20 protein-coding genes are annotated in these 23,035 nt (G+C 59.5%); 10 read left to right on the top strand and 10 right to left on the bottom strand.

The genetic code is table 11. The annotated features are described in order from the left end of the window. Positions 1-8: 8 nt before the first annotated feature. Positions 9-1,163: an alpha/beta hydrolase gene (locus QP965_RS08645; RefSeq protein ID WP_284844677.1), complete on the top strand. Its 1,155-nt coding sequence runs from the start codon at positions 9-11 to the stop codon at positions 1,161-1,163. 17 nt (positions 1,164-1,180) lie between these two features. Here QP965_RS08645 and exaC read toward each other — a convergent pair whose 3' ends face one another. The 5 genes from exaC to dnaK form a co-directional block, all read right to left on the bottom strand. After that, the gene (gene exaC, locus QP965_RS08640) at positions 1,181-2,701 is read right to left on the bottom strand and encodes an acetaldehyde dehydrogenase ExaC (RefSeq protein ID WP_239279378.1); all 1,521 of its coding nucleotides are present in this window, start codon (positions 2,699-2,701) and stop codon (positions 1,181-1,183) included. 244 nt (positions 2,702-2,945) lie between these two features. Then, positions 2,946-3,395, bottom strand: a complete 450-nt coding sequence (locus tag QP965_RS08635) for a heat shock protein transcriptional repressor HspR (RefSeq protein WP_049378992.1) — start codon at positions 3,393-3,395, stop codon at positions 2,946-2,948. Between the two features lie 20 nt (positions 3,396-3,415). After that, complete coding sequence (dnaJ, locus tag QP965_RS08630) at positions 3,416-4,621, bottom strand: molecular chaperone DnaJ (RefSeq protein WP_239279379.1); 1,206 nt, start codon at positions 4,619-4,621, stop codon at positions 3,416-3,418. Between the two features lie 97 nt (positions 4,622-4,718). Beyond that, positions 4,719-5,426: a nucleotide exchange factor GrpE gene (grpE, locus tag QP965_RS08625; RefSeq protein ID WP_239279380.1), complete on the bottom strand. Its 708-nt coding sequence runs from the start codon at positions 5,424-5,426 to the stop codon at positions 4,719-4,721. Then, positions 5,426-7,276, bottom strand: a complete 1,851-nt coding sequence (gene dnaK, locus QP965_RS08620; RefSeq protein ID WP_005325523.1) for a molecular chaperone DnaK — start codon at positions 7,274-7,276, stop codon at positions 5,426-5,428. The genes grpE and dnaK overlap by 1 nt, the downstream gene beginning before the upstream one ends. A 456-nt stretch (positions 7,277-7,732) precedes the next feature. Between dnaK and QP965_RS08615 the strand changes: the two genes are divergently transcribed. The 6 genes from QP965_RS08615 (at position 7,733) to QP965_RS08590 (ending at position 15,722) form a co-directional block, all read left to right on the top strand. Next, positions 7,733-7,909 carry a hypothetical protein gene (locus tag QP965_RS08615; RefSeq protein ID WP_284844676.1) on the top strand — a complete coding sequence of 59 codons (177 nt, stop codon included), beginning with the start codon at positions 7,733-7,735 and terminating at the stop codon, positions 7,907-7,909. A 182-nt stretch (positions 7,910-8,091) separates the two neighbouring features. Continuing rightward, positions 8,092-9,282 carry a sensor histidine kinase gene (locus QP965_RS08610; protein ID WP_284844675.1) on the top strand — a complete coding sequence of 397 codons (1,191 nt, stop codon included), beginning with the start codon at positions 8,092-8,094 and terminating at the stop codon, positions 9,280-9,282. A gap of 95 nt (positions 9,283-9,377) precedes the next feature. After that, a complete protein-coding gene (locus QP965_RS08605; RefSeq protein WP_284844674.1) occupies positions 9,378-9,533 on the top strand; it encodes a hypothetical protein in 156 nt (51 codons plus the stop codon). After that, a complete protein-coding gene (locus QP965_RS08600) occupies positions 9,518-10,204 on the top strand; it encodes a response regulator (RefSeq protein WP_284844673.1) in 687 nt (228 codons plus the stop codon). The genes QP965_RS08605 and QP965_RS08600 overlap by 16 nt, the downstream gene beginning before the upstream one ends. 581 nt (positions 10,205-10,785) lie before the next feature. Next, the gene (locus QP965_RS08595; RefSeq protein ID WP_284844672.1) at positions 10,786-14,229 is read left to right on the top strand and encodes a bifunctional proline dehydrogenase/L-glutamate gamma-semialdehyde dehydrogenase; all 3,444 of its coding nucleotides are present in this window, start codon (positions 10,786-10,788) and stop codon (positions 14,227-14,229) included. A gap of 119 nt (positions 14,230-14,348) precedes the next feature. Continuing rightward, positions 14,349-15,722: an AI-2E family transporter gene (locus QP965_RS08590; protein WP_284844671.1), complete on the top strand. Its 1,374-nt coding sequence runs from the start codon at positions 14,349-14,351 to the stop codon at positions 15,720-15,722. A gap of 53 nt (positions 15,723-15,775) precedes the next feature. Here QP965_RS08590 and QP965_RS08585 read toward each other — a convergent pair whose 3' ends face one another. Together QP965_RS08585 and QP965_RS08580 are read right to left on the bottom strand one after the other, a co-directional pair. Then, positions 15,776-16,366, bottom strand: a complete 591-nt coding sequence (locus QP965_RS08585; RefSeq protein WP_200435582.1) for a nucleosidase — start codon at positions 16,364-16,366, stop codon at positions 15,776-15,778. Between the two features lie 23 nt (positions 16,367-16,389). Beyond that, positions 16,390-17,373 (bottom strand): hypothetical protein, encoded by a 984-nt coding sequence (locus QP965_RS08580; RefSeq protein WP_284844670.1) that lies wholly within the window; start codon positions 17,371-17,373, stop codon positions 16,390-16,392. Between the two features lie 444 nt (positions 17,374-17,817). Here QP965_RS08580 and QP965_RS08575 point away from each other — a divergent pair, with 444 nt between their 5' ends. The 3 genes from QP965_RS08575 (at position 17,818) to QP965_RS08565 (ending at position 19,928) form a co-directional block, all read left to right on the top strand. Then, the gene (locus QP965_RS08575; RefSeq protein ID WP_284844669.1) at positions 17,818-18,732 is read left to right on the top strand and encodes a hypothetical protein; all 915 of its coding nucleotides are present in this window, start codon (positions 17,818-17,820) and stop codon (positions 18,730-18,732) included. A gap of 124 nt (positions 18,733-18,856) precedes the next feature. Continuing rightward, entirely contained in the window at positions 18,857-19,537 is a 681-nt protein-coding gene (locus QP965_RS08570; RefSeq protein WP_284844668.1) for an LppP/LprE family lipoprotein, read from the top strand. Positions 19,538-19,739: 202 nt separating this feature from the next. Next, positions 19,740-19,928, top strand: a complete 189-nt coding sequence (locus tag QP965_RS08565) for a hypothetical protein (RefSeq protein WP_284844667.1) — start codon at positions 19,740-19,742, stop codon at positions 19,926-19,928. Here QP965_RS08565 and QP965_RS08560 read toward each other — a convergent pair. Genes QP965_RS08560 through QP965_RS08550 form a run of 3 tightly spaced genes read right to left on the bottom strand, consistent with a single transcriptional unit; the run spans position 19,925 to position 22,892 of the window. Further along, positions 19,925-21,208 carry a sulfate adenylyltransferase subunit 1 gene (locus QP965_RS08560; protein WP_239278558.1) on the bottom strand — a complete coding sequence of 428 codons (1,284 nt, stop codon included), beginning with the start codon at positions 21,206-21,208 and terminating at the stop codon, positions 19,925-19,927. The genes QP965_RS08565 and QP965_RS08560 overlap by 4 nt on opposite strands. Further along, positions 21,208-22,107, bottom strand: coding sequence for a sulfate adenylyltransferase subunit CysD (gene cysD / locus QP965_RS08555; protein WP_086588811.1), 900 nt, complete (start codon positions 22,105-22,107; stop codon positions 21,208-21,210). The genes QP965_RS08560 and cysD overlap by 1 nt, the downstream gene beginning before the upstream one ends. Then, entirely contained in the window at positions 22,107-22,892 is a 786-nt protein-coding gene (locus tag QP965_RS08550; RefSeq protein ID WP_284814933.1) for a phosphoadenylyl-sulfate reductase, read from the bottom strand. Before QP965_RS08550 ends, cysD begins: the two co-directional genes overlap by 1 nt. Positions 22,893-23,035: the final 143 nt, after the last annotated feature.

The raw sequence follows: 23,035 nt of genomic DNA, 5'->3' as shown, positions 1-23,035 counted from the left end.
CCCTATCTATGGCTTTAAGACATGGCGCCAGTACGTTGCACAGCGAACGCACTGAACTGCGTTTTCGATTTTTAGATGCACACCAGGATTGGCGCGGCCTATCCCTGGGTGGCCCCGCTGGTGACGCCGCCCGCACCAGTTTGGCGGGCTACACCGACTGGCTGACCCAGCCGCTGCACCAGATGGAGCAGGTTGCCACCACCCTTGAGCGTCACGCGGACCTGCAGGCCCGCCGCGAGGAACTCGAGGACCGCATCATCGCATTTCTAGGACAAGTGGATGAGCGCAATGGCGCCGCGGCCAGTGCCGCTGGACTCTTGTTGAATCAGGTGCGGGCACTGGGTGATTCCCTCGACTGGCTGTGCTCCCAAGAAATCGATGCCCTGTGTACGCCTGCCGGGGTCGCGCCACCCGTTCGCTTCGAAGACTTCTCCGATCTTCCAGTGGATACCGTCCACGAGATTAACCTTGCCCACGCCAGCGAGCACGTATCTCAGCTAGCCGCGCAGAACCCAGATATGCGGGTGCTAGAAACTAGCGACGGACGGCTCGTAGCCATGGTGGACCCCGGCGGCTTCCGGACTACGCCGGCATCACTTACCACCTTCGTGGAAGGAGTTCACTCCTCCGATCCAGAAACCTGGCAGCGCGCGGTAGACCGCGGCCGCAATCTTGCTAAGGCCAGTGGCGGGCCGGCGGTGGTGTGGTTGGGCTACCAGGCGCCATCCTCCCTACCCCGTGCGGTTCACGCCACTCCCGCGCGCACTGCCAGTCAAGAACTCGCCCGGTTTCAGCGCTCGCTCGGTACACGCTATCCGCAGGCCAAGCGCACCGTAGTGGGATATTCCTATGGTTCTGTCGTCACCGGGCATGCCGCAAAGCAGGAAAGGATTGCTGAGGACGTAGTGCTCGTCGGCAGCCCTGGCACCGGCGCTGACCATGCCTCAGAACTGCATGGCCGCATCTGGGCAGCCACAAATGCCAACGACCCCATCGCTATTACGACGGGGCCTAACGGCGGCATCCATGGTCCCGATCCCACCGTTGATACTTTTGGTGCCACTCCCCTCCCCGGCGCGGATGGCCTCCCTGGCGATCATGGCTCCTATTGGGAGGACCCACGGTTCTTGCGTGGCCTAGGCCAAGTGGCGCGCGCGAACTAGTCCGAAGGGTACGGCCTTTAGAACAGGCCGGCCGGCTGATCCGAATAGGAGACCAACATATTCTTAGTCTCCTGATAGTGGCCCAGCATCATCAAGTGGTTCTCACGGCCAAGGCCAGATTCCTTGTAGCCACCAAACGCGCTATGTGCTGGGTAGTCGTGGTAGTGATTGACCCACACGCGGCCGGCCTGGATATCGCGGCCTGCGCGGTAGCAGATGTTTTGGCTGCGCGACCATACGCCCGCCCCAAGGCCGAAGTTGGTGGCGTTAGCGATTGTGATCGCCTCGTCATAGTCCTTAAACGTAGCTACGGAGAGCACCGGGCCAAAGATCTCCTCCTGGAAGATGCGCATGTCGTTATTTCCCTTAAACACGGTGGGCTCGATGTAGTAGCCCTTTTCCAGGCCTTCCACCTTGTTCACGTGGCCGCCCACAAGAGTCTCCGCGCCTTCTTGCGGACCGATCTCCAGGTACTGCTTGATCTTGTCCATCTGCTCCTGGGAGGCCTGCGCACCCATCATGGTTTCCGTATCGAGTGGGTGACCAATCTTAATCTTCTTGACGCGCTCAACGGCCAGTTCCAAGAACTTATCCGCAATGTCTTCGTGCACCAGCGCGCGCGATGGGCACGTGCAGACCTCGCCTTGGTTAAGGGCGAACATGACAAAGCCCTCCACGCACTTTTCCAAGTAGGAATCGTCTTCATCCATGATGTCTTTGAAGAAGATGGACGGGGATTTACCACCCAGTTCCAAGGTAACGGGGATGACCTTGTCAGCGGCAGCCTTGTTGATGATCTTTCCTACCGGGGTAGAGCCGGTGAAGGCGATTTTGGCAATGCGGTCCGAACCGGATAGTGCCGCACCGGCTTCATCACCTAGGCCATTGACGATATTGAGCACGCCGTCAGGAAGAAGATCACCGATGATATCGATGAGCAACAGGATGGATGCTGGTGTCTGCTCAGCCGGCTTCATGACAATGCAGTTTCCAGCAGCCAGCGCTGGCGCAATCTTCCAGGCGGCCATGAGCAACGGGAAATTCCACGGGATAATCTGGCCTACGACGCCGAGCGGCTCATGGTAGTGATAGGCCACGGTGTCCTGGTTGAGCTGGGACAGGCGGCCCTCCTGGGCGCGGATGGCGCCAGCGAAGTAGCGGAAGTGATCCACGGCCAGCGGAATATCAGCGGCCAGAGTTTCGCGTACGGCCTTGCCGTTCTCCCAAGTTTCCGCGACCGCAATCTTTTCCAGGTTTTCCTCGATGCGGTCCGCAATGCGATGCAGAAGCAATGCACGCTCGGCCGGGGTGGTTTTACCGAAGGTTTCGAAGGCCTTTTCCGCGGCATCGATAGCCAAGTTGATATCGGCTTCTTTGCCGCGAGCTACCCGGCAAAATACCTCGCCGTTTACTGGACTGATGTTGTCCATGTATTCACCATCGACGGGCGCCACCCACTGGCCGCCGATGTAGTTGTCATAGCTTTCGCGGTAGTCAACGATGGAGCCTTCGGTTCCCGGGGCTGCATACAGGGTCATGCTGTGTGTCCTTTCCTGGAGAAAATTACGGGTAAAGGTGTTGTGCGACACTAATATTCCTGCCTGTGTCTTACATCACCAACCTGCTAGTCATCCTAACCCTAAACTTTGCAATGCGCACTGATTACAGTTACCCCCTTTGCAAATATTCACATGCCACCGCGAGTACGCAGGCAGAAGAAAACCCCGCATCCAGCGGGGAAGCTGGCTGCGGGGTTGGGTGTACTCGTCTGCAGAGCGAGAGTTAGTCTTGGCCGTATCCACGGCCGCGGGAGCGCTTGCGCTCACGCGCGGTACGCGGGCTCCACATCACCACGGAAGTGGACCGTGGTACATGGACAAGCTCGCCACTGCGCTGCGGGCGACGTCCAGCGGCCTGCTCGCGCAGGGCTCGGACCTCTTCAGCTAAAGCGTCGCGCTCAGCCTCGAGTCGATCGCGTTCTTCGGTCAACTCGATGATGGACTTGATGCCGGCAAGGTTGACGCCATCGTCCTGGGACAGCGCCTGAATCTTGCGCAACAGCTCAATATCCCGGTCAGAGTAGCGGCGGCCGCCGCCACGGGTACGAGCCGGGGAGACTAAGCCCATACGGTCATAGGTGCGCAGGGTCTGGGCGTGCATTCCGGATAGTTCCGCAGCTACGGAGATGACGTAGACCGCGGTGCCGGAATCTTCTGCCTTTCCAGTGCTCATTTCTTAACACACCTCCTGCCTTAAGCATTCTCGGCGCCGGCCCAACCCGCACGCGGGTTGAAACCGGAGTCCTTTTCCGCTTGAGCATAGGTGCGCAGTGCGCTGGAGGCGGCGGCATCGAGCTTGGTGGGCACGGTAACCTGCACGGTAACCAGCAGATCGCCGGAGTTGCCACCGCGCTTGGCGATGCCCCTTCCGCGCACCCGCAGCGTGCGTCCATCCGGCGTACCAGCGGGGATCTTCACGCGCACCGGGTTATCCAAAGTAGGAACCGCGATGGTATCGCCCAAGGCCAGCTCCGTGAAGGAAACCGGAACGGTGACATGGAGGTCATCGCCCTCGCGGGTAAAGACCTTATCCGGCTTTACAGTGACCGCTACGAACAGGTCACCGGCCGGTGTGCCGTTGGGACCTGCTTCGCCCTGGCCGGCGAGGCGGACTTTTTGTCCATCGATGACGCCGGCAGGGATGCGCACGGTGATATTGCGGGTGCGGTGAACCGTGCCAGTGCCGTGGCAATCCTTGCACGGATCCGTGATGCGGCGGCCGGTGCCATCGCAGTCCTTACACGGGGCAGAGAAACCGAAAGCGCCGCGGTTCTCCGAGGTAAAACCGGTACCGCTGCAGGTGCCACAGGTAGAGGTCTTGCCGGAAGCGGAGCCCGAGCCGTGGCACGTGGTGCACGGCGCATTGCCGCTGAGCGCTAGGGGAATGGTGGTTCCCTTAGCGGCCTCGCGGAAGTCGAGGGTTATTTCCGTTTCGACGTCGGCCCCCCGCGACGGTTTAGCTGAGTGGCCAGCACTACCGCCGCGGTTGAAAACGCTACCGAAGATATCCCCAACACCGCCGCCTTGAGACGCTCCTCCAGCGGATCCTCCGAAGAGGTCCGAGAGGTCGAATTCTTGCGCACCTTGTCCACCCATGCGCGTGGATCGAAACCCGCCGGGAAATCCGGCGCCTCCCATCCGTCCAAAGCCGCCTCCATTGCGGAGCATGGCCTTGAACTGGTCGTATTCCTTGCGCTCGGTGGCGTCGGAAAGCACGTCGTAGGCTTCCGCAACCTTTTTGAACCTTTCCGCTGCCGCGGGGTCGTCCGGGTGGGTATCGGGATGATTCTCGCGCGCTAGCTTGCGGTAAGCACGCTTAATCTCGTTCTGGTCTGCGGACGAGGAGACCCCCAGATCCGCATAGTAATCTTTGTCTGCCCATTCGGGTTTAGCGCTCACTGGGCATCTCCTCCTTTCAAAGAGAATCGATACAAGTTAAGTAAAAGGGCGCCGCGGGAAGGTCACTAGTCAATTCCCAGGGCGCCCTTTATGTTATTTACTCAGATTCTTCCGAGCTGCCGGACTCATCGCTGGGGTCCGCGATGATGACCATGGCATTGCGTACGAGCCTGTCGCCCACGCGGTAGCCCTTGCGCAGCACGGTGCCAAGCACCTGCTCATCGCCGGAGGACAAGTCCTGCACGGCTTCGTGGACCTCAGGGTCGAAAGCATCGCCTTCCTCACCAAAGGCAGCGAGGTCGTGCTTTTCCAGCGTGCTGTGGAGCTTATCCGCAAACGCCTTGAGCGGGCCTTCCAAGTCGCCGTGTTCACGAGCCAGTTCCAGGTCATCAAGGACAGGCAGCAAATCTGCGATGACCTTGGCCTTGGCGGTCTCGATTACGGCCTGGCGGTCGCGCTCGGTGCGGCGGCGGTAGTTGGTGTATTCCGCATTGAGACGCTGCAGGTCTTCTGTGCGTTCTGCCAACTGTGCTTCCACATCGCTAGCGCCGGTGCCTGCGGGCTCTTCGCCCGCTGCTTCGGCTTCTACCTCATCAGCGTTGACATCTGCCAGCGCTTCTTCGAGGTCAGCATCGAGGGTGGGATCCAGCTCGGCTTCTTCGGTGGCGTCAGCCTGTGCTTCCTGCGCAGCCTGGGCCTCCTCGGCTTGCTCGGCAGCAGCCTCAGCGCGGTCAGCCGAGGTAGCCTCCGGATCCGTGTTTTCCGGGTCGCCTGGGTTGTGCGGCATTCCGCTGTCCTGAGTCATTACTTGTTGCCATCCTTGTTCTCGTCCTCGTCAACGACCTCAGCGTCGACAACGTTCGGGTCACCCTGCGCAGCACCAGCATCGGCAGCACCCTCGGCGCCTGCCTCAGCAGCCTGTGCCTCGTAGATCTGCTTGCCCATCTCCTGGGATTCGGTGGACAGCTTCTCCACTGCAGACTTGATGGCCTCGAGGTCATCGCCCTTCAGAGCCTCATCAACGGCGTCAGCAGCCTCGGTGACCTTGGTCTTAACATCCTCGGATACCTTGTCGGCATTGTCATCCAAGAACTTGCGGGTCTGGTAGGAGGTGGACTCTGCGTTATTGCGCAGCTCCTGCTCCTCGCGGCGCTTCTTGTCCTCTTCAGCGTGCTGCTCAGCATCCTTGACCATGCGGTCGATTTCTTCCTGGGACAGGCCGGAACCATCCTGAATCTTGATGGTGTTTTCCTTGCCGGTGCCCTTGTCCTTTGCGGTCACGTGGACGATGCCGTTGGCATCGATATCGAAGGTGACCTCAATCTGGGGAACACCGCGCGGTGCCGGAGCAATACCGCCGAGCTCGAAGGAGCCGAGCAGCTTATTAGCGGTAGCCATCTCGCGCTCGCCCTGGAAGACCTGAATCTGTACGGAAGGCTGGTTGTCCTCTGCGGTAGTGAAGGTCTCGGACTTCTTGGTCGGGATAGTGGTATTGCGCTCGATGAGCTTGGTCATCACGCCACCCTTGGTCTCAATGCCGAGGGACAGCGGGGTGACGTCGAGAAGCAGCACGTCCTTAACCTCGCCGCGCAGCACGCCTGCCTGCAGGGCAGCGCCGACTGCAACAACCTCGTCCGGGTTAACGCCCTTGTTGGCATCCTTGCCGGTCAGTTCCTTAACCAAGTCAGATACGGCTGGCATACGGGTGGAGCCACCAACGAGAACAACGTGGTCGATATCGCCGACGGAAAGGTCAGCGTCCTTGATGACCTGGTTGAACGGAGCCTTGGTGCGGTCCAGCAGATCCTGGGTGATCTTCTGGAACTCGGTGCGGGTCAGGGTCTCATCCAAGAACAGCGGGTTCTTGTCGGAGTCAACGGTGATGTACGGCAGGTTGATGTTGGCCTGCTGGGAGGAGGACAGCTCAATCTTGGCCTTCTCTGCAGCCTCGCGCAGACGCTGTACGGCGCGCTTATCCTTGGTCAGGTCAACGCCCTGGGAGGTCTTGAAGCGGTCTACCAGCCAGTCGACGATGCGCTGATCCCAGTCATCGCCACCCAGCTCGTTATCGCCGGCGGTGGCCATAACCTCAACGACGCCATCGCCGATTTCCAGCAAGGAGACGTCAAAGGTGCCGCCACCCAGGTCGAATACCAGGATGGTCTGCTCCTGCTCGCCCTTTTCTAGGCCGTAAGCCAAAGCAGCTGCGGTTGGCTCGTTAACGATACGGAGCACGTTCAGGCCTGCAATCTGGCCAGCTTCCTTGGTGGCCTGGCGCTGTGCGTCCTCGAAGTATGCAGGAACGGTAATAACGGCGTCAGTAACATCCTCACCGAGGTAAGCCTCTGCGTCGCGCTTCAGCTTCATCAGCGTGCGAGCGGAGATTTCCTGGGAGGTGTAATCCTTATCATCAATGTTGATCTTCCAGTCGGTGCCGATGTGGCGCTTGACGGAGCGAATGGTGCGGTCAACATTGGTTACCGCCTGGTTCTTAGCGGACTGGCCGACCAGGATTTCGCCATTCTTTGCAAAAGCAACGACGGAAGGCGTGGTGCGGGAGCCTTCAGAGTTAGCGATAACGGTGGACTCGCCACCCTCCAGTACGGAAACGACGGAGTTCGTCGTACCAAGGTCAATACCTACTGCGCGTCCCATGATTTCTTCTCCTTTTATCTTGGGGTAATTAATAAAGTTGACTGTCAGTGACTCAACTTCTCGTTGCGTCCGAGCGCTACTGTAACAGAACTTCTACGTCCGGTCACACAACCTTGAGCCCGTGCCACTCAATCCTTACAACGGGTAGCCTACAAAAGTTATTCCCCGCGACTCAACTTTTCTTGTAAACCTTGCCTTTATGCAGCTCAGCCCCGCCCTTGCCGACGCCCACACCCCTACCCTCCGCACAATCACCCTCCCTTCACCCAACACCGCCCCATACCCATACGGAACTCCTTAAATAGCCCTAAGAGGATCCAAAAGTCACCTCAGAAAGGATCCAAAAGAGGATTGGCAGCTCGCCCCCGCTACCGCACACTAGGAACTACAGCAGTTAAGAGCTGCTACCCCAGAGAGAGATTGTAGTTTTACTCCGCCGATCCGAAAGGAATGTATATGTTCGATTCCCTCGCAGACCTCAGCTCCGCCATCGACTGGGAAGCACTCGTTAAGGGCATCAAGGGCCTCATCGACGCTTCCTCCGAGTCCAACACCGACTCCGAGGGCCTGTCCTCCGTATTCGAGGGCCTGTCCTCCAAGGATGACGCAGAGGCTGCTGCAGAAGCTAAGTAATTAGCCTTCTGTACTCCTTCATGAAGACCAGCTAAACCCCTCACCTTCTTCCTCCGCTCGGAACCCACCACAAGGAACCGCGCACGAAGGTGCGGGGGTTTCGCTGTTTTCAATCGCTGTTTCACGTTCGCCGTACTTACACTAGGGAGATAAAACCCATTGAGCCTTAGCATCCAGGAAGCGTGGACCGCACCGTGTCGAAACCTTCACAGCCGCCCATTCACCAACGCATCCGCGCGGCCATGACCCTGCAGCGAACAGCAGCCATCACTGCATTCTTCTGCGTTGCTCTTACTCTGTTAGGCGCATTCTTTACCCCCACAGAACATCAGTTATCGGCAGCCATTCTTGGATTAGTTCTTACAGTGATTACCACTTCGGGCTATCGCTGGCCTTGGGGAATGGCAGGCACCTTTGTCGCCGCCTGGCTAATCGCTACATTTCTTACTAGGACCCCTTTTATCTGTTCGGTGTTCCTAGCTCCGATTTTCCTAGCCGTAGTTGCTTACCACGGCAAACATAGCCACACCATTGTGGTCGGTCTGCTCCTTTGGATTTGCGGACTCATTGATCCCGAAACGCTTGAACTAAGTATCCACCCTGCCCCAGCTTTCACTTGGGGAATGCTAATTGGCGTCGGTGGTGTAATTGGAGCAACCCTCGCCCACTCTGCAAGCAGATATAGATCTGCCATGGTGGAGTGGAATGATGACGTGAAGCGCCGCCAATCTGACCTCGCAGAAACCTTGCACAATTCAGTTGTTTCTAACCTAACGGTAAACACCATGCAGCTAGAGGCCCTGAGCCTCGAATATTCCAAACATCCAGAGCTAGCGCAGAAACTCGATGAGCTCAGCGATTCCATGCGCTCTTCCATGTCGGAAGTACGGGCACTGACCAAGGTCCTGCGAAATAATATCGATGGGATTAACGACGGCATGAGTTTTGGCTCAACCACAAAGCCAACAAGCTTTGCCCAGCTCATTTCGGAAGAAGAAGAACGTCTTTCCCGCCTCAATCGAGCACCGATTGTTGAGGTCAAGGGCGAGGAGTTTGCACCGGAATTTCCCCAAGAAATTCTGGAACCCATCGCAGCCATCACCACAGAAGCGTGCCTCAATGCAGTGAAGTATTCTCCACCAGGTGCGGAGATTCTAATTTCCGTTCGACCCCATATGGGTTGGACAGTCATCACCATCACTAATCCCGTAGCTAAACCGACAAGCAAGAACATTGAAATGTCCTCGGGTATTGGCATGTCCTCCATGAACCGGATTGCAGCCACGATTGACGCACGATTGGACACAGAGTTGGAATCGGGGAAATGGGAATTGAACTTATTTCTGCCGCCCAGTGCCCATAAGCGGCGTTAGTTCCACCACGATGTATAGCAAAGGCTTAATCCATACACTAAGCTTTCGCTTGTTTCTGCCTATTCAATCTTTCACAAACAAAAAGGAGCGCCTTAATGCAGGCCGCACTCGCAAGTCTTCTCGCCCCACTCATGTTGTCTTCTTCCATCTTCGGTGCCGGCCTTACCCCTGGTGAGCTGCCAAGAACTACGGAATACGCATCTCCCGTCGATATTGCATTTGGTTGCCCGGCACCATGGTGCGTGAAGTAAAAACTTCCCTCTTGGTCGTCGATGACGACCCACTTGTCCTTGAGGCCCTAGGGCGCTACTTCGCCTCGGCTGAGGACATGGAGGTGCGCGCCACCGCAGAAAATGGCAAGGTCGCCCTCGAGCTTTTGCAAGAGCAGGACTTTGACGTCATTGTCGCGGACATCCATATGCCCGAGATGGATGGCACGACCCTCTTGCGCGAGGTCAACAAGCTGGAAGAACCGCCGGTTTTCGTTGCGATGACCGCGATGGACAATGACGAGACCCTCAAAGAGGTCATGTCCAATAAGGCTGCGGCCTATATTCTGAAAAGCTCCAAGCCGGTCTACATTTTGGATACCGTGCGCGAGGCCGTGCGCGGCGGCACGGTAGTCACCCCACAATCGCTTACCCGCTTGTTTGAGCAGCTACCTGATTGGAATGCTGAGCGAACCAGCGCCGATACCGCAGCCGCAAACGCAAAAATCAAGGACAATCACCACATCTCCCCTGCGCTAGAGCAGGTCCTGGACTTGGTCTGCCAAGGAAAGTCCAACGAAGAGATTGCCAAGAGCACACACTATGCACCGGGCACGGTAAAGAAGTATGTGTCCACCCTACTCAGTGAATTCCACGCCAAGTCGCGTCTCGAGCTGGCAGTGAAGGCGCTTAAGGCCGGCTACGGTTCTTAAAACCCAATTGTTGGACAATCCGGGGGTAGATTACCCCCGGATGAGTCAATACCCCCTCTAAACCCCACATGCTGGGGTTTATTTTTTGTTTTTCTACCCCCGCTTACCGTTTTTTAAAGGAGACTAGCATCACGTTTACCGCTTTCCTATAATTACGGCAACACAAAAGTTCATAGTATTTCCCAGGCAACAATTGGAACCTGAACCTGCAGGGTTGCCGCACGTCAGAGCGTTATAGCGCTCGCGTTTTCCTTTAGCCTTACATAGTCACGTCATAGAAAGCAGGTGAGTGTTGAACACCAACCTGGCGCGCGTTCGTCGCAGCAGCGATAGGCCTCCCGTCCGCACTCGGCCCGCATGATGGCCCGCTGAACATCGCACTTCACACCGAATCCCTGCGACCCTCACTTTGCGTCGCGCGCACCCGCGTGTTCGCTCCTCACCCGACTGCAACCCCTGCAGCACCACATAGCTCACCGCTTACGTCCCAGCCGCCGTATCGCCTGGCAGCCCACTGTCCAGCACGAATACTGCTAGCGGCTACGGGGATGTGACCCGTTTGAAAAAGAGGTAGAACCAATATGACTTCTCCTGCTAATACCCGCTTGCCCATCTCTGATGATGTGGAAGCAGTCCTGCCTGCAGCTATTAGCCGCGCCCACGACTGGTTGAAGTCCACTGCGGACGAAGAAGATAAGGCCACCGAACAGCTCGCGGACCTGCTGCGCGATGAGGACGGCGTGAAGTTCACCATGGACTTCGTCGACCGCGTCATGCGCCCAGAAGATGACAAGGTTGCCGCGCACGCGCTGAAGGATATTTCTTCCCACTATGACCCATCGTTCTTGGGCAGCATCAATGGTGCACTCGTTGGCGCCGGTGGTTTCTTCGGCCCCATCCTGCCGAACCTGGTCATGCCGATAGCCCGCCTGTACATGCGCAAGATGGTTGGCCACCTGGTTCTAGACGCCGAGTCTGATGCCCTCAACAAGATCCTGGACAAGGCCGCCGAATCCGGTGAGCAGCTTAACCTCAACCTGCTGGGTGAGGCCGTACTCGGTGAGGAAGAGGCGAAGTCCCGCGCGGAGCGCACCCTCAAGCTCATCCAAAACCCCCGCGTGACCTACGTTTCGGTCAAGGCTTCCTCCATGGTGGCCCAGCTCAACCACTGGGATATCGACGGCTCGGTAGAGCGCCTCAAGGAGCGCCTGCGCCCGCTGTATCAGGCTGCAGCAGACCGCACCGACAAGGTCTTTATCAACATGGACATGGAGGAGTACCACGATCTCCACCTGACCATCCGCCTGTTCAAGGAGCTGCTCAGCGAGCCGGAATTCCTCACCCTGGACGCCGGCATCGTGCTGCAGGCTTACCTGCCGGATACCTTCGATGCGCTCAAGGATGTCGCTGACTTTGCTAAGGAGCGCGTGGCTAAGGGCGGCGGCAAGGTCAAGGTGCGCATCGTGAAGGGCGCGAACCTGTCCATGGAAAGCGTGCAGGGCGAGGTCCACGATTGGCCGTTGGCTACCTACACCAACAAGCTCGACGTGGACGCTAACTACTACCGCCTGCTGGATTTCATCCTGCGCGAGGAATACGCCGATAGCGTCCGCATCGGTGTAGCAACCCACAACCTCTACACCGCCGCCATGGCCTACGAGCTGGGCAAGAAGCGCGGCGTGCTGCACATGATGGATTCGGAGATGCTGCAGGGCATGTCCCCAGCACAGCAGGCAGCGGTGCGCAAGGTCTTTGACGGCCGCCAGATCCTCTATACCCCGGTTGTCCACGCAGAAGACTTCGACGTCGCCGTGTCCTACCTGGTGCGCCGCTTGGAGGAAAACTCCGCGCCGCAGAACTTCCTCTACGCGCTCTTTGCCCCAGGCGAGGAGCCATTGGCGGACCAGGAAGAGACGTTCCGTCGGGCCGTCGCCAAGCGCTGGGACACCTTCGCTGGTGCCCGTCGCACCCAGAATCGCCTTGAGGAGGACGGCCGCCAGGCACCGCGCACCGGCCGCTTTACCAACGAGGCAGATACTGACCCGGCGCTCGCGCCGAACCGCCAGTGGGCGCTGGAAGCGCTCAAGCGCAATCCGGGCGAGCACGGCATCGCGGAGGTTACCGACCCTGCCGCGGTCGAAGGTCACATCGCTCGTGCCAAGGAACTGGGCACCGAGTGGGGCAAGCGCCCTGCCGCCGAGCGCGCCGCCGCACTGGAGGCCGTGGCAGATCAGATTGCGTCCCAGCGCGGCAAGTTCATCTCCGTGGCTGCGTATGAGGCCAATAAGACTGTTACCCAGACCGACCCTGAGGTCTCTGAGGCGATTGACTTCTGCACCTACTACGGCCAGTCCGCGCGCCTGCTGGAAGAGTCTTATTCCGAGTTCACCCCGCACACCGTCACCGTGGTGACCCCGCCCTGGAACTTCCCCATTGCCATCCCTACCGGCGGCATTGCGGCGTCCTTGGCGGCGGGCTCGGCGGTCATCGTCAAGCCAGCGCCGCAGGTGGTTCACTGCGGCAAGCTCGTGGTGGAGGCCTTCCGCACCGCCCTCGAGGCGCAGGGACTGGACCCGGACCTGGTCCAGCTCGTGCTTACTGATGAAGGCGAAGCCGGCAAGGCTCTGCTCTCCCACGATGACGTGGACAATGTCATCCTCACCGGCGCCTCCGATACCGGCGCGCTCTTCCGTTCTTGGAAGCCGAAGATGAACATTATGGCGGAGACTTCCGGCAAGAACGCGCTCATCATCACCCCAGCCGCGGACCCGGATCTGGCCATCGATGATCTCTACAACTCCGCCTTTGGCCACTCCGGCCAGAAGTGCTCGGCGGCCTCCCTGGTTATTTTCGTCGGCGCGGCCGGCAAGTCCGAGCGCCTGCGCACCCAGCTGCTGGATGCCGTCAAGACCCTTAAGCCGGGCCCGGGCTTCGATATCACCACCACTATGAACGGCCTGGCGGAAGAGCCGAGCGAGAAGCTCCTGCGCGGTTTGACCAAGCTCGAACCGGGCGAGAAGTGGCTGCTCAAGCCGGAAAAGCTCAACCAAGAGGGCACCCTGTGGTCCCCGGGCATCCGCGATAATGTGCAGCCGGGCTCTTGGTACCACAAGAACGAGTGCTTCGGCCCCATCCTGGGCATCATGTACGCCGATACTTTGGAAGAGGCCATTGCCTGGCAGAACGACACCGGCTATGGCCTGACCGGCGGAATTCACTCGCTTGACGACGCCGAAATTGAGTACTGGATCGACAATGTTGAGGTGGGCAATGCCTACGTCAACCGCGGCATCACCGGTGCGATTGTCCAGCGCCAGTCCTTCGGCGGTTGGAAGAAGTCCGTCATGGGACCGGGCGCCAAGGCTGGTGGCCCGAACTACGTGGCGCAGATGGGCGAGTGGGCCGATGGCGAGCTCAAGCCGCGCAACGTGGACATTGCCCCAGCTAGCCTCGCCGCGCTGCACCGCCTGCGCGATAACCTCTCTGGCAAGCTCACCGAGGAGGACATCACCTGGCTGTGGCGCGCCGCTGAACTGGACCAGGTGGCGTGGCAGGAAGAGTTTGGCCGCGACCACGACCGCACCGGTTTGGTTTCTGAGGCCAATATCTTCCGCTACCGCCCGCTTCTGACCAAGCTGCGTGTGCGCGTGGGCGAAGGCTACGAGCTGCGCGAGGTCGCTCGCCAGGTGCTAGCCGCTGCGATTACCGGTACCGCCACGGAAATCTCCGCCACCCCGGAGGTTGCCACCCAGCTGCAAGACCTCGGCTTCGACGTCAAGGCCATCACCGACGAGGCTTTTGCTACCGACGTGGCCAATGACGCCTCCTCCCGCGTGCGCGCCCTGGGCACCGTGCCGGATTCCATCTACGAGGCCGCGGTGCGCTCCAACTCCGTGGTGCTGGACCAGCCCGTGCTTGCCGACGGCCGCCGTGAGCTCATGCCTTACCTCCTTGAGCAGGCAGTTTCGGTTACCATGCACCGCTTCGGCATTATCCGCAACGTAGGTAACCTGCGCGACGAGTAATTCCCGGCCGCGTCAGCGGACGTGTTAAAGGTATTGAAGGGAGGTAGCGCCCCGCCCGTGGGCCGCTACCTCCTTTTTCGTATATGCGCTGCGAGTTTAATGTGGCATAGTGGTAGGCAATGTCTACGTCACATAATTCATCTTCCCGCGACGAGGTCAAGCGCCCGTCTGCGCAGGAAAAAGGCAACGCAACACAGATCCAAAAGCCGGGCGAGGAAGATTCGCATACCCTCGTCGCTTATGACGACGCGCACCTTGGTGCAGAGGCTGCCAGCGAACACCCTGCCGAGCGCGACGATAAATCCGCTGTTCTGGCCAAGGACTTCCGCACCATGGCCAAGGTCTCGGTAATCTTTATCCTTATCGTCGCCGGCCTAGCGCTGGCCGGCTACCTGCTCAAGTTCATTTGGGTAGGCCTGCTGCCGGTCTTGCTCGCCATCCTCGTCTCCACGGTGCTCTACCCCATCAGCGCGTGGCTGCGCAGCAAGGGATTCCCGCGCTCGCTCGCGGCGGTGAGCACCTTGCTCGGCCTCATCATCATCTTCTGCGGCGTTTTTGCCGCCATGGCCCCCGTAGTCACTAGCCAGAGCCAAACGCTCATTAACCAAGCCGAAGAGGGAATCAACCAGCTCACGGAGATGGTGGAAAAGTCCCCCATCGATATCCAAAGTGACCAGCTACAGTCCGTGCTCCAGGACGTGGTCAAGTTTGCCAAGGGCCAAGCCTCCACCATCGCCACCGGCGTTATCTCTGGCTTCTCGATGGCCAGCTCCATCGTCGTGGCCGCGCTGATCATGCTCTTTGTCACCTTCTTCATCATTAAAGACGGCGACAAATTCTTGCCTTGGCTGCGCAAGTACACCGGCAATTCCACCGGCTGGCACGTCACTGAGCTGGGTTCACGCATCTGGAAGACCTTGTCCGGCTTCATCCAAGCCCAGGCCGCCGTAGCCATGGTGGACGCAATCCTCATCGGCCTTGGCCTGTGGGCGCTGCAAGTTCCGCTCGCGCTCGTCATCGCCGTGGTGACGTTCTTCGCCAGCTTCATCCCGATCATCGGTGCCGTGACCGCCGGTGCTTTGGCGGTTATTATCGCCTTGGTATCCAATGGTCTGACCAATGCACTATTGGCCTTGGCCCTCATCATCATCGTCCAGCAGGTTGAGGGAAATCTCCTACAACCGATGCTGCAATCCAAGGCCATGGGACTGCACGCGGCCGTTGTCCTACTCTCCGTCACCGTCGGCTCTACCCTGGCCGGCATCGTCGGCGCCTTCCTCGCCGTCCCCGTGGCCGCAACCATCGCTGTTGTCGTGCGCTACCACGCCGAGATGGCTGCACTGCGCTCCGGGGAAGTCGCCCCTTCAGATATAGACATCATCACCGGCTCCAAGGATGATCCTGAAGATTTCAGCGACGTCACCTACGAACACGCCGAGACTCCACGCGACAAGGTAGAGCAGCTCTACCAGTCCATGAGTCCGCTGAGCTAAGACTCAGCCACCACTAGCAGCGCGCCGGCCCTCCCCCGGCGCGCTTTTAGTTTTTAGCGCAGAAAGCCTAGGTCCGTAGCGGCCGAGGCGAGCTGGCGCGCACCGCGGTCGAGGACGTTGGCCCAGGTGCCCTTGGATTCCTCATTGGCGGAATCGGACACCTGCTTGAGCAGGGTGCAGGGCACATCGAAGCGCTGGCATACTGCGGCGATGGAATAGCCTTCCATGTCGCACAACTGCGACTTCTTGGCCAGCTCAGTGCGCAGGGCGGTATCGGAGACAAACATGTCCCCCGTGGCCAGTCCGCGCACCGGCAGGCGGCCGGAGGTCTCGAGCTCGATGGTCTCTGGCAGCAGGTAGCGGTTGATATCGGTAAGCACTTCTAGCTTGAAGTCATGCTTGGTGACCTTATTGACTTCGAAGACGCCAGCCATGCCGTCGACAAGCGCGCCGGCCGTGCCGATGTTGACCACGCGATCGGGAAGGGCGCCGTTAGCGCGGGCGTCGGCAAGAGCTTCCGTCAGCGCAATGGCCGCCGGAACCGTACCGATTCCGGTGATGAGCAGGGGTTCGCCTTCCGGAATGTGGGCGGCTTCCGCATCTACGGCGGCGACGAAAAGGGTGCGTCCGTTGAGATTCTCCATGCCTGCGAGAATACCTGCCCGCCCTAGTCAAAGTTCAATGTGCGGTTCTTCTGGCGCAGGCGAATCGTAATGTTTTTCTGTCCAGCGCCGAGGGCAATGATTTTCCCGCTGAGCACCCGGGCGACGGCCAGGTCCTCTTCCGTCGGTGCTTCGGCCGCCACCCGCGCCGTAGGCAGCCAAGCATCGTGCGGGTCTGGCGCGCCGAGGTGAATGAGCCGTTCGCGCTCCACGTCGATCCAATAGCCCTCCGTGGCCATGAAGCGGTCGTGGCTCCCTTCGAAGGAATCGCGGCGCCACCCGCCCTCGGCCACGCGGAAGACAAAGGGGCAATAGCCAAAACGCGAAGGCACGATATAGCGCGTTTGGGGGCTAACGCGCCAATGGCCGCGCGCGGAACTCCAGACTTGGCGGTAGGTATCGGCCAGACTCATGCCCAACCGCAGGCGCTGCTGCCTGTCCTCCTCTAGGCCAGCATCTTCTACCTGGGTGTTTAGCTCACCAAGCCGCGTGGCATCGGCCACATACATGCCCAGCCACGCTTCCTCCGGAGTGGTGTACGGGCCGGTGATATCACGGTGGAAGGAATCCGGCACGGCTCTTTCCGCGTCCTGGGGCAGGCGCTGGCGGGCGGCAAAAGCCCACAGGCGCGGATGCCCCATGCGGTACAGCATCACCGTCGCCCGCGGCAGGCGTTCGTGCACCTGCTGGCGCGTCAGATAATCACCCGCGCTGATGCGCCGCAGCAGCTGCTTAGCGACGTCCCCCTCTACCTGCTGCTCCACACCCGGCGCGACTTCCATCTCCGGCAGCTGGCTCAACAGCATCAGATCGATGATGTCTCCCAAATCAAAGACCTTGCTCAATTCCGTCTGCGCCTCTGGGCCAAAAGCCTCGATTGCGTGATATCCCAGTGCACCGCCCAACCGGCGGATGAGATCCGGGGACACGCTCACCCGGTTGCGGGTCGCGTGCAATTCCGCGGCGTTGAGATTACGGTCCAGGCCCACGAGGGCTCCTTCCTCCCCCTCATCGGGGATTTAATTCTTGGTCATGCTTGGGATTAAGCCGGACATTGGCCTTTGCGCGGTGCCCTTCATTGGGGTCTCGTCTTGGGAAAAGGCGTCAGATAGAAGCCCTTCTAGGAGATTGTGGGACTCCCCAGCTTCGTCGCTGTTGGTTCTCGGTCACGCAGCTTATGACGTACTTAATCCCTACGAGTTACATCGCAGGAAAGTGGCGCGTTGCAATTACCCCTTTCATAGTCCCATTCGAGAGAATTCTTGCAACTCTTATGCCTATAGTATGACGCGGAATGATTCTTAATCATTCCCTTTCTTTCGCATTTCTCTTTCTGGCCAGCGCACAAAGGAGCCTCCCCTTTGAATGACAAGAATTCTTGGGGTTCATCTGACTCAACCCCATATTCAGATTCGAACGGACCTGCATCCCCTATGCGGGACTCCGGTACTGGAACCAACGCAGAATCTTCGGGCAAAGGCACGCGCACCGCCATTATTGTCGTTGCCGCCCTCGCCATCATTGCGCTTATTGGCGGTGGTGCCTGGGCACTAACGGAAAACAAAGATTCTGATGAATCGAGCAGCGCTGAACCGAATTTTCATTCTCAAGAAAACAACAGCGAGGAAACCACCGAAGAGACGACTTCTGAGAAAGAATCCACGCCTGAGAAGAAAGCTGAGACTATACAAGCTAAGGGCGCTAGCACTCGACCTTCCACAGAGGAGAAGTGTGGAACGCTAGCCAATAACCTAATGGACGTTCCAATTGGCACGCTTCAGCTGTTTTGCGATGGCACCTGGCTTTACATGGCCCAAAAGCAATCCTCAAATTATGGACTGTTCTACTGGACCGATAATGAGTGGAAGTTGTACCGGTCTGACAATACGACTGGAGACTCCGTCAATCAGTGCTACGACAAGGGCAAGTTGGACACGGCTGGCGCCCCGAAGGAGCTGACCAACCAGCTCCAACTCTGCGATGCACAGCAAACGCAAACTCCAAAGGTTCGCGACAGGCCCATTACCGCCGAGGAGGAATTTCCGCCCGAAGATTATTGGTACGGCGAATGCGACGGCAGCTATGTGCTCATCGCGGAATCGGTCATCATCCCGCCGACAACTGATCCGATTTCTGAGCCCTACCGAGTACACAAGAAGTACCCAGGCTCCAAGATCATCAAGGGCGGCACATGTAGTTCCCTGCGCAGCCGCACTGAAGGCGGCTCTATCTATGCCATCATCTACGAAGCCGGTCACAGCGTGGACAAGGTCTGCGAGCTCAAGGCCAAGTACGGCGGCAATGCCCGTTCCCTCAATAACGACGCGGATTTCTCTGACCCCTGCTAATCCAGATTCCGCGCTCAATTCCCTGTCACTCCCCTTCTGCTGCGTTGACTCCCTACACCCGCTACAACGCAGCGTGCACCCCTTTGACCTTTCATCTACCGCCTCAATGTGAAAGCAATATCTTATGCCTAAATCATCTGCCCACCTAGGCCGAATAAGCATTGCAGCGAGCGCCGCCCTCATTAGTTTCTCCTTGGCTTCCTGCGATGACGAAACGTCGGATACAACCGCACAGGAGTTTTCAGTGGAGCCGGCGACGACGTCCGCTACAGAAGAAAGCAGCGATGCCAAGCCGGAAGAATCGCCCACTGACTCAGCTGCGACAGAAGAAGAACCTACTCGGCCAGTGCCCCCGAACGTCGTGATGGATGACGAGCAGCCGAGCCCGGAAGCCGACACCACTTCGTCGTGTGGCGCAGCTGATGCCCAAACAGCATTCTCCGAAGGCGTATCCCAAGTCGCTCCGTGGGGCACCATCGGATGGGAACTCTTTGACTCCTCCGGTTATGACCCCTGCGCATCCCTATCGTGGGAAACCCTGATGATTGAGGGAGGAACCAGTTCTTCACCCTTCCACATCATGTTGTTTAACCACGGCGAATACTTGGGCACCGCAACGGCAAAGCCCTATGGATTCGCCCCCACTATTGAGCGCGTGAGTGATTCCGAGATCGCGGTAACCTACCACTGGCCGCGCGAAGGTGAAGGCAATGCCAACCGCTCAGGCACAACCAACGCAGGCTTCCGGTGGGATGAAGGACAGCAAAAGGTAGTCATGTCCGGCGACGTACCGCCTTTGCAATAGTTCGATGTAAAACAAGCACGTTTCGCTAAAATTTCACCAGTTAGGCGGCGAAACGTGCTTGTTTTGTTTGCAGGTGTGACCGCGGTGAAGCAGTGCGGGCCTAGAGGGGAGCGCAGAAGCCAAGAAATGGCCGCGTTCTAGGCTTTCGCGGGGAGCCAGGGGCGGTTATCGTGGCCGTAACGTAGCCGGAGGAGAGATAGGAATGAGCGAGAAGACGTTTCAGCAGAAGTTCGGGGCTTTCGCACTGGTCGCGGCGGTTGCCCTGCTGATCGTGAACTTAACCGTAGTAGGGCCTACGGTGTTCGGTATCTCCACGCCGCTGCTACTCGGCGTCACGGGCATCATAATGATGCGCGGTGAGAGAAGCAGCAGCGGCGCAAAGGATGACTAGCGCAGGCGGTGGCCTACGAAGCCGGCGGCGAGGGTGTTGCCGGAGGATTGATCGATGAGCAGGAAGTTGCCTACCGCACCGCGGGCGGCATAGTCCTCGACGGGGAGCTCGGCCTGGGTCTGGATAGTGATGTGGGCGATGTCGTTCATGGCGACGGACTCGGGATCTTCCACGTCGGAAACGCCATCAAGATCCAGGGTGCGGGTGACGGCGGCGACGCGGGCCTTAACCAGGGAAGAGCCGTAGCGCAGCTTGAGCATCTGGCCGGGCTTAATGTCCTTTTCGGTCAGGCCCACAACGGTGGCATCGAATTCGCGGGTGGCCGCGGGGCGCTGGGGGCCGGCGAGGAGATCGCCGCGGGCGAGATCGACGTCGTCGGCAAGCAGGAGCGTCACGGAGTCGCCGGTAGCAGCGGAGTCGGCCGGACCATCAGCAGTGTCAATCTGGGTAATGGTGCTGGTGCGGCCTTCAGGGAGGCGGACCTCGTCGCCCACGGAGATGGAACCCGCCTTCACGCGGCCGGCGTAGCCGCGGTAATCGGAGGCGTGCTCGCGGATGACGTACTGGATGGGGAAACGGAAGTCCAGCTCATCGGCGCGGCCGGTGGCCACGGGGACGGTCTCGAGAACCTCGAGGACGGTCGGGCCGGTGTACCACGGCATAGTGGTGGAGCGCTCGACCACGTTATCGCCCTTGAGGGCGGAAATCGGCACCACGGTGGTATCGGTAATACCCAGGCGGGTGGCGATCTGGTTGAACTCGGACTCGATATCGCGGAAGACCTGCTCGTCGTAGTCCACCAGGTCGATCTTGTTCACCGCGAGGACCACGTGGCGCACGCCGAGGAGGGCGGCCACGTTGAGGTGGCGGCGGGTTTGTTCGACAACGCCATGGCGGGCGTCGATAAGAAGCACCACTACCTGGGAGGTGGACATGCCAGTGACCGTATTGCGGGTGTACTGCACGTGGCCAGGGGTATCGGCGAGGATGAAGGTGCGCTTATCCGTGGCGAAGTAGCGGTAGGCCACGTCGATGGTAATGCCCTGCTCGCGCTCGGCACGCAGGCCGTCAACAAGCAAGGAAAGGTCCATGCCGTCAAAGCCGCGGTCGGTGGAGGTGCGCTCCATGGACTCCACCTGGTCTGCAAGCACGGACTTGGTGTCATAGAGCAGGCGGCCGACGAAGGTGGACTTGCCGTCATCAACGGAGCCGGCGGTGCACAGGCGCAGGGTATCGCGCTGCTTGAGGGCGCCGACATTCGGCGTGAGGGTCGTAGTCATCAGAAGTAGCCTTCCTTCTTGCGGTCCTCCATGGCGGACTCGGAAAGTTTGTCATCGGCGCGGGTGGCGCCGCGCTCGGAAAGGGTGGAAATGGAGATCTCCGCGAGCACCTCATCCGGGGTCGACGCGGTAGATTCCACGGCGCCAGTGCAGGACATATCGCCCACGGTGCGGTAGCGCACGGTGCGGGTTTCCAACTCTTCGCCTTCGGCCGGTCCGCCCCATTCACCAGGCGCTAGCCACATGCCATTGCGCTTGAATACCTCGCGCTCGTGGGAGTAGTAGATGGAGGGCAGCTCCAGCTCACGGGCGCCGATATATTCCCAAATATCGGATTCGGTCCAGTTGGAGATGGGGAAGACGCGGACGTTTTCGCCGGCCATTTTGCCGCCGTTGTAGAGGTCCCACAGCTCGGGGCGCTGGCGGCGGGGATCCCACCCGCCGAAGGAATCGCGGATGGAGAAGATGCGTTCCTTGGCGCGGGCGCGCTCCTCATCGCGGCGGGCGCCACCGCATACGGCGTCGTACTCGCGCTCGGCGATAGTCTCTACCAACGGCACGGACTGCAGCGGGTTGCGGGTGCCATCGGGGCGTTCTTGCAGGTCGCCGCGGTCGATCCAGTCCTGGACGCGGGCGACGTGGAGGCGAGCGCCGGATTCTTCCACGAGGCGGTCGCGGAAATCGATAACCTCGGGGAAGTTGTGGCCGGTATCGACGTGGAGCAGCTCAAACGGCACCGTGGCCGGGGCGAAGGCGCGGCGGGCTAGCTCGAAGACTACGACGGAGTCTTTGCCGCCGGAAAAGAGGATGCCTACCTTGTCGAACTGCCCGGCCACTTCGCGCAGGATGTGGATGGACTCGTTTTCTAGGTCTTTTAAGTGTGGAGAAAGTGTGCTCATTATTCGTGTAACCCGCATTCTGTCTTGCCGTCTGCAAATACGCGCCCGGACCGGGCATCGTCGCCTTCACCGACCGGGAAGGTCAGCGGGGCGCAGCCGATGGAGCGGTATCCCTGCAGGGTGAGTGGGTGGATGATGAGGTTATTGTCCTCGATATAGCGGTCCGTATCGTCGAGATCCCAGGTAATGATGGGCGAGATCTTCAACCGGCCGGTGCGGTCGAGGCTCAGCGCTGGGGCGGTGGCGCGGTGCTCGGAATCGGCGCGGCGCAAGCCGGTAACCCAGCCGGGATAAGGATCCATGGCCATGTTCAGCGGCTCGACCTTGCGCATGCGGTTATAGGCCGCGGTATCGCGGGCGTAAAGGCGCGGGCCGTAGACCTCGTCTTGTTCTTCTGGGCTGAGCAAAGGCAGCACGCGAACAAGTGGCAGGTCCGGGTAGCGCTTTTCCACCTCGTCAGCTACCTGCAGGGTTTCCGGGAAGTGCCAGCCAGTATCGATAAAAAGCAGGTCCGCATCGAGCCCGGCGCGGTGAGCGAGCTCGGCCAAGACCGTGTTCTCCATGGACATGGTCACGGCCAGGCGGCCGGGTGCGTGTTCGGCGGCCCATTCGGTAATGGTTTCCGCTGAAGCGTCATAAAGCTTATCCGCCCACTGGTCCACCAATTGCTGGTTGCGCGCGGCTACCTCGGCGTCCAGCGGCGCGGTATCGCGCGTGCCTTCCGGGGAGATGCTGGGGTCGCGGTAGTTCTTGCCACCGTCCAGCAGGTTCGTCGTTGGGTTCATGCCGTCACACATTAGGCAAAACCCCGAGGCGGCGCAGCGGATTCTGGGCGAAAAGCCGCTGAGCTTGGCGGGAGGCGCGAATAAAAAGTTTCCAATCCGTACCAAGCGGACTAGATTTACAGACAAGACAGTCTATTGCGGGC

Origin of the sequence: Corynebacterium sp. MSK074 (assembly GCF_030229735.1) — a bacterium.
Classification (GTDB): Bacteria; Actinomycetota; Actinomycetes; order Mycobacteriales; family Mycobacteriaceae; genus Corynebacterium.
The sequence above is the reverse complement of the archived record's forward strand: the minus strand, read 5'-3'. Positions and strand labels throughout refer to the sequence as shown.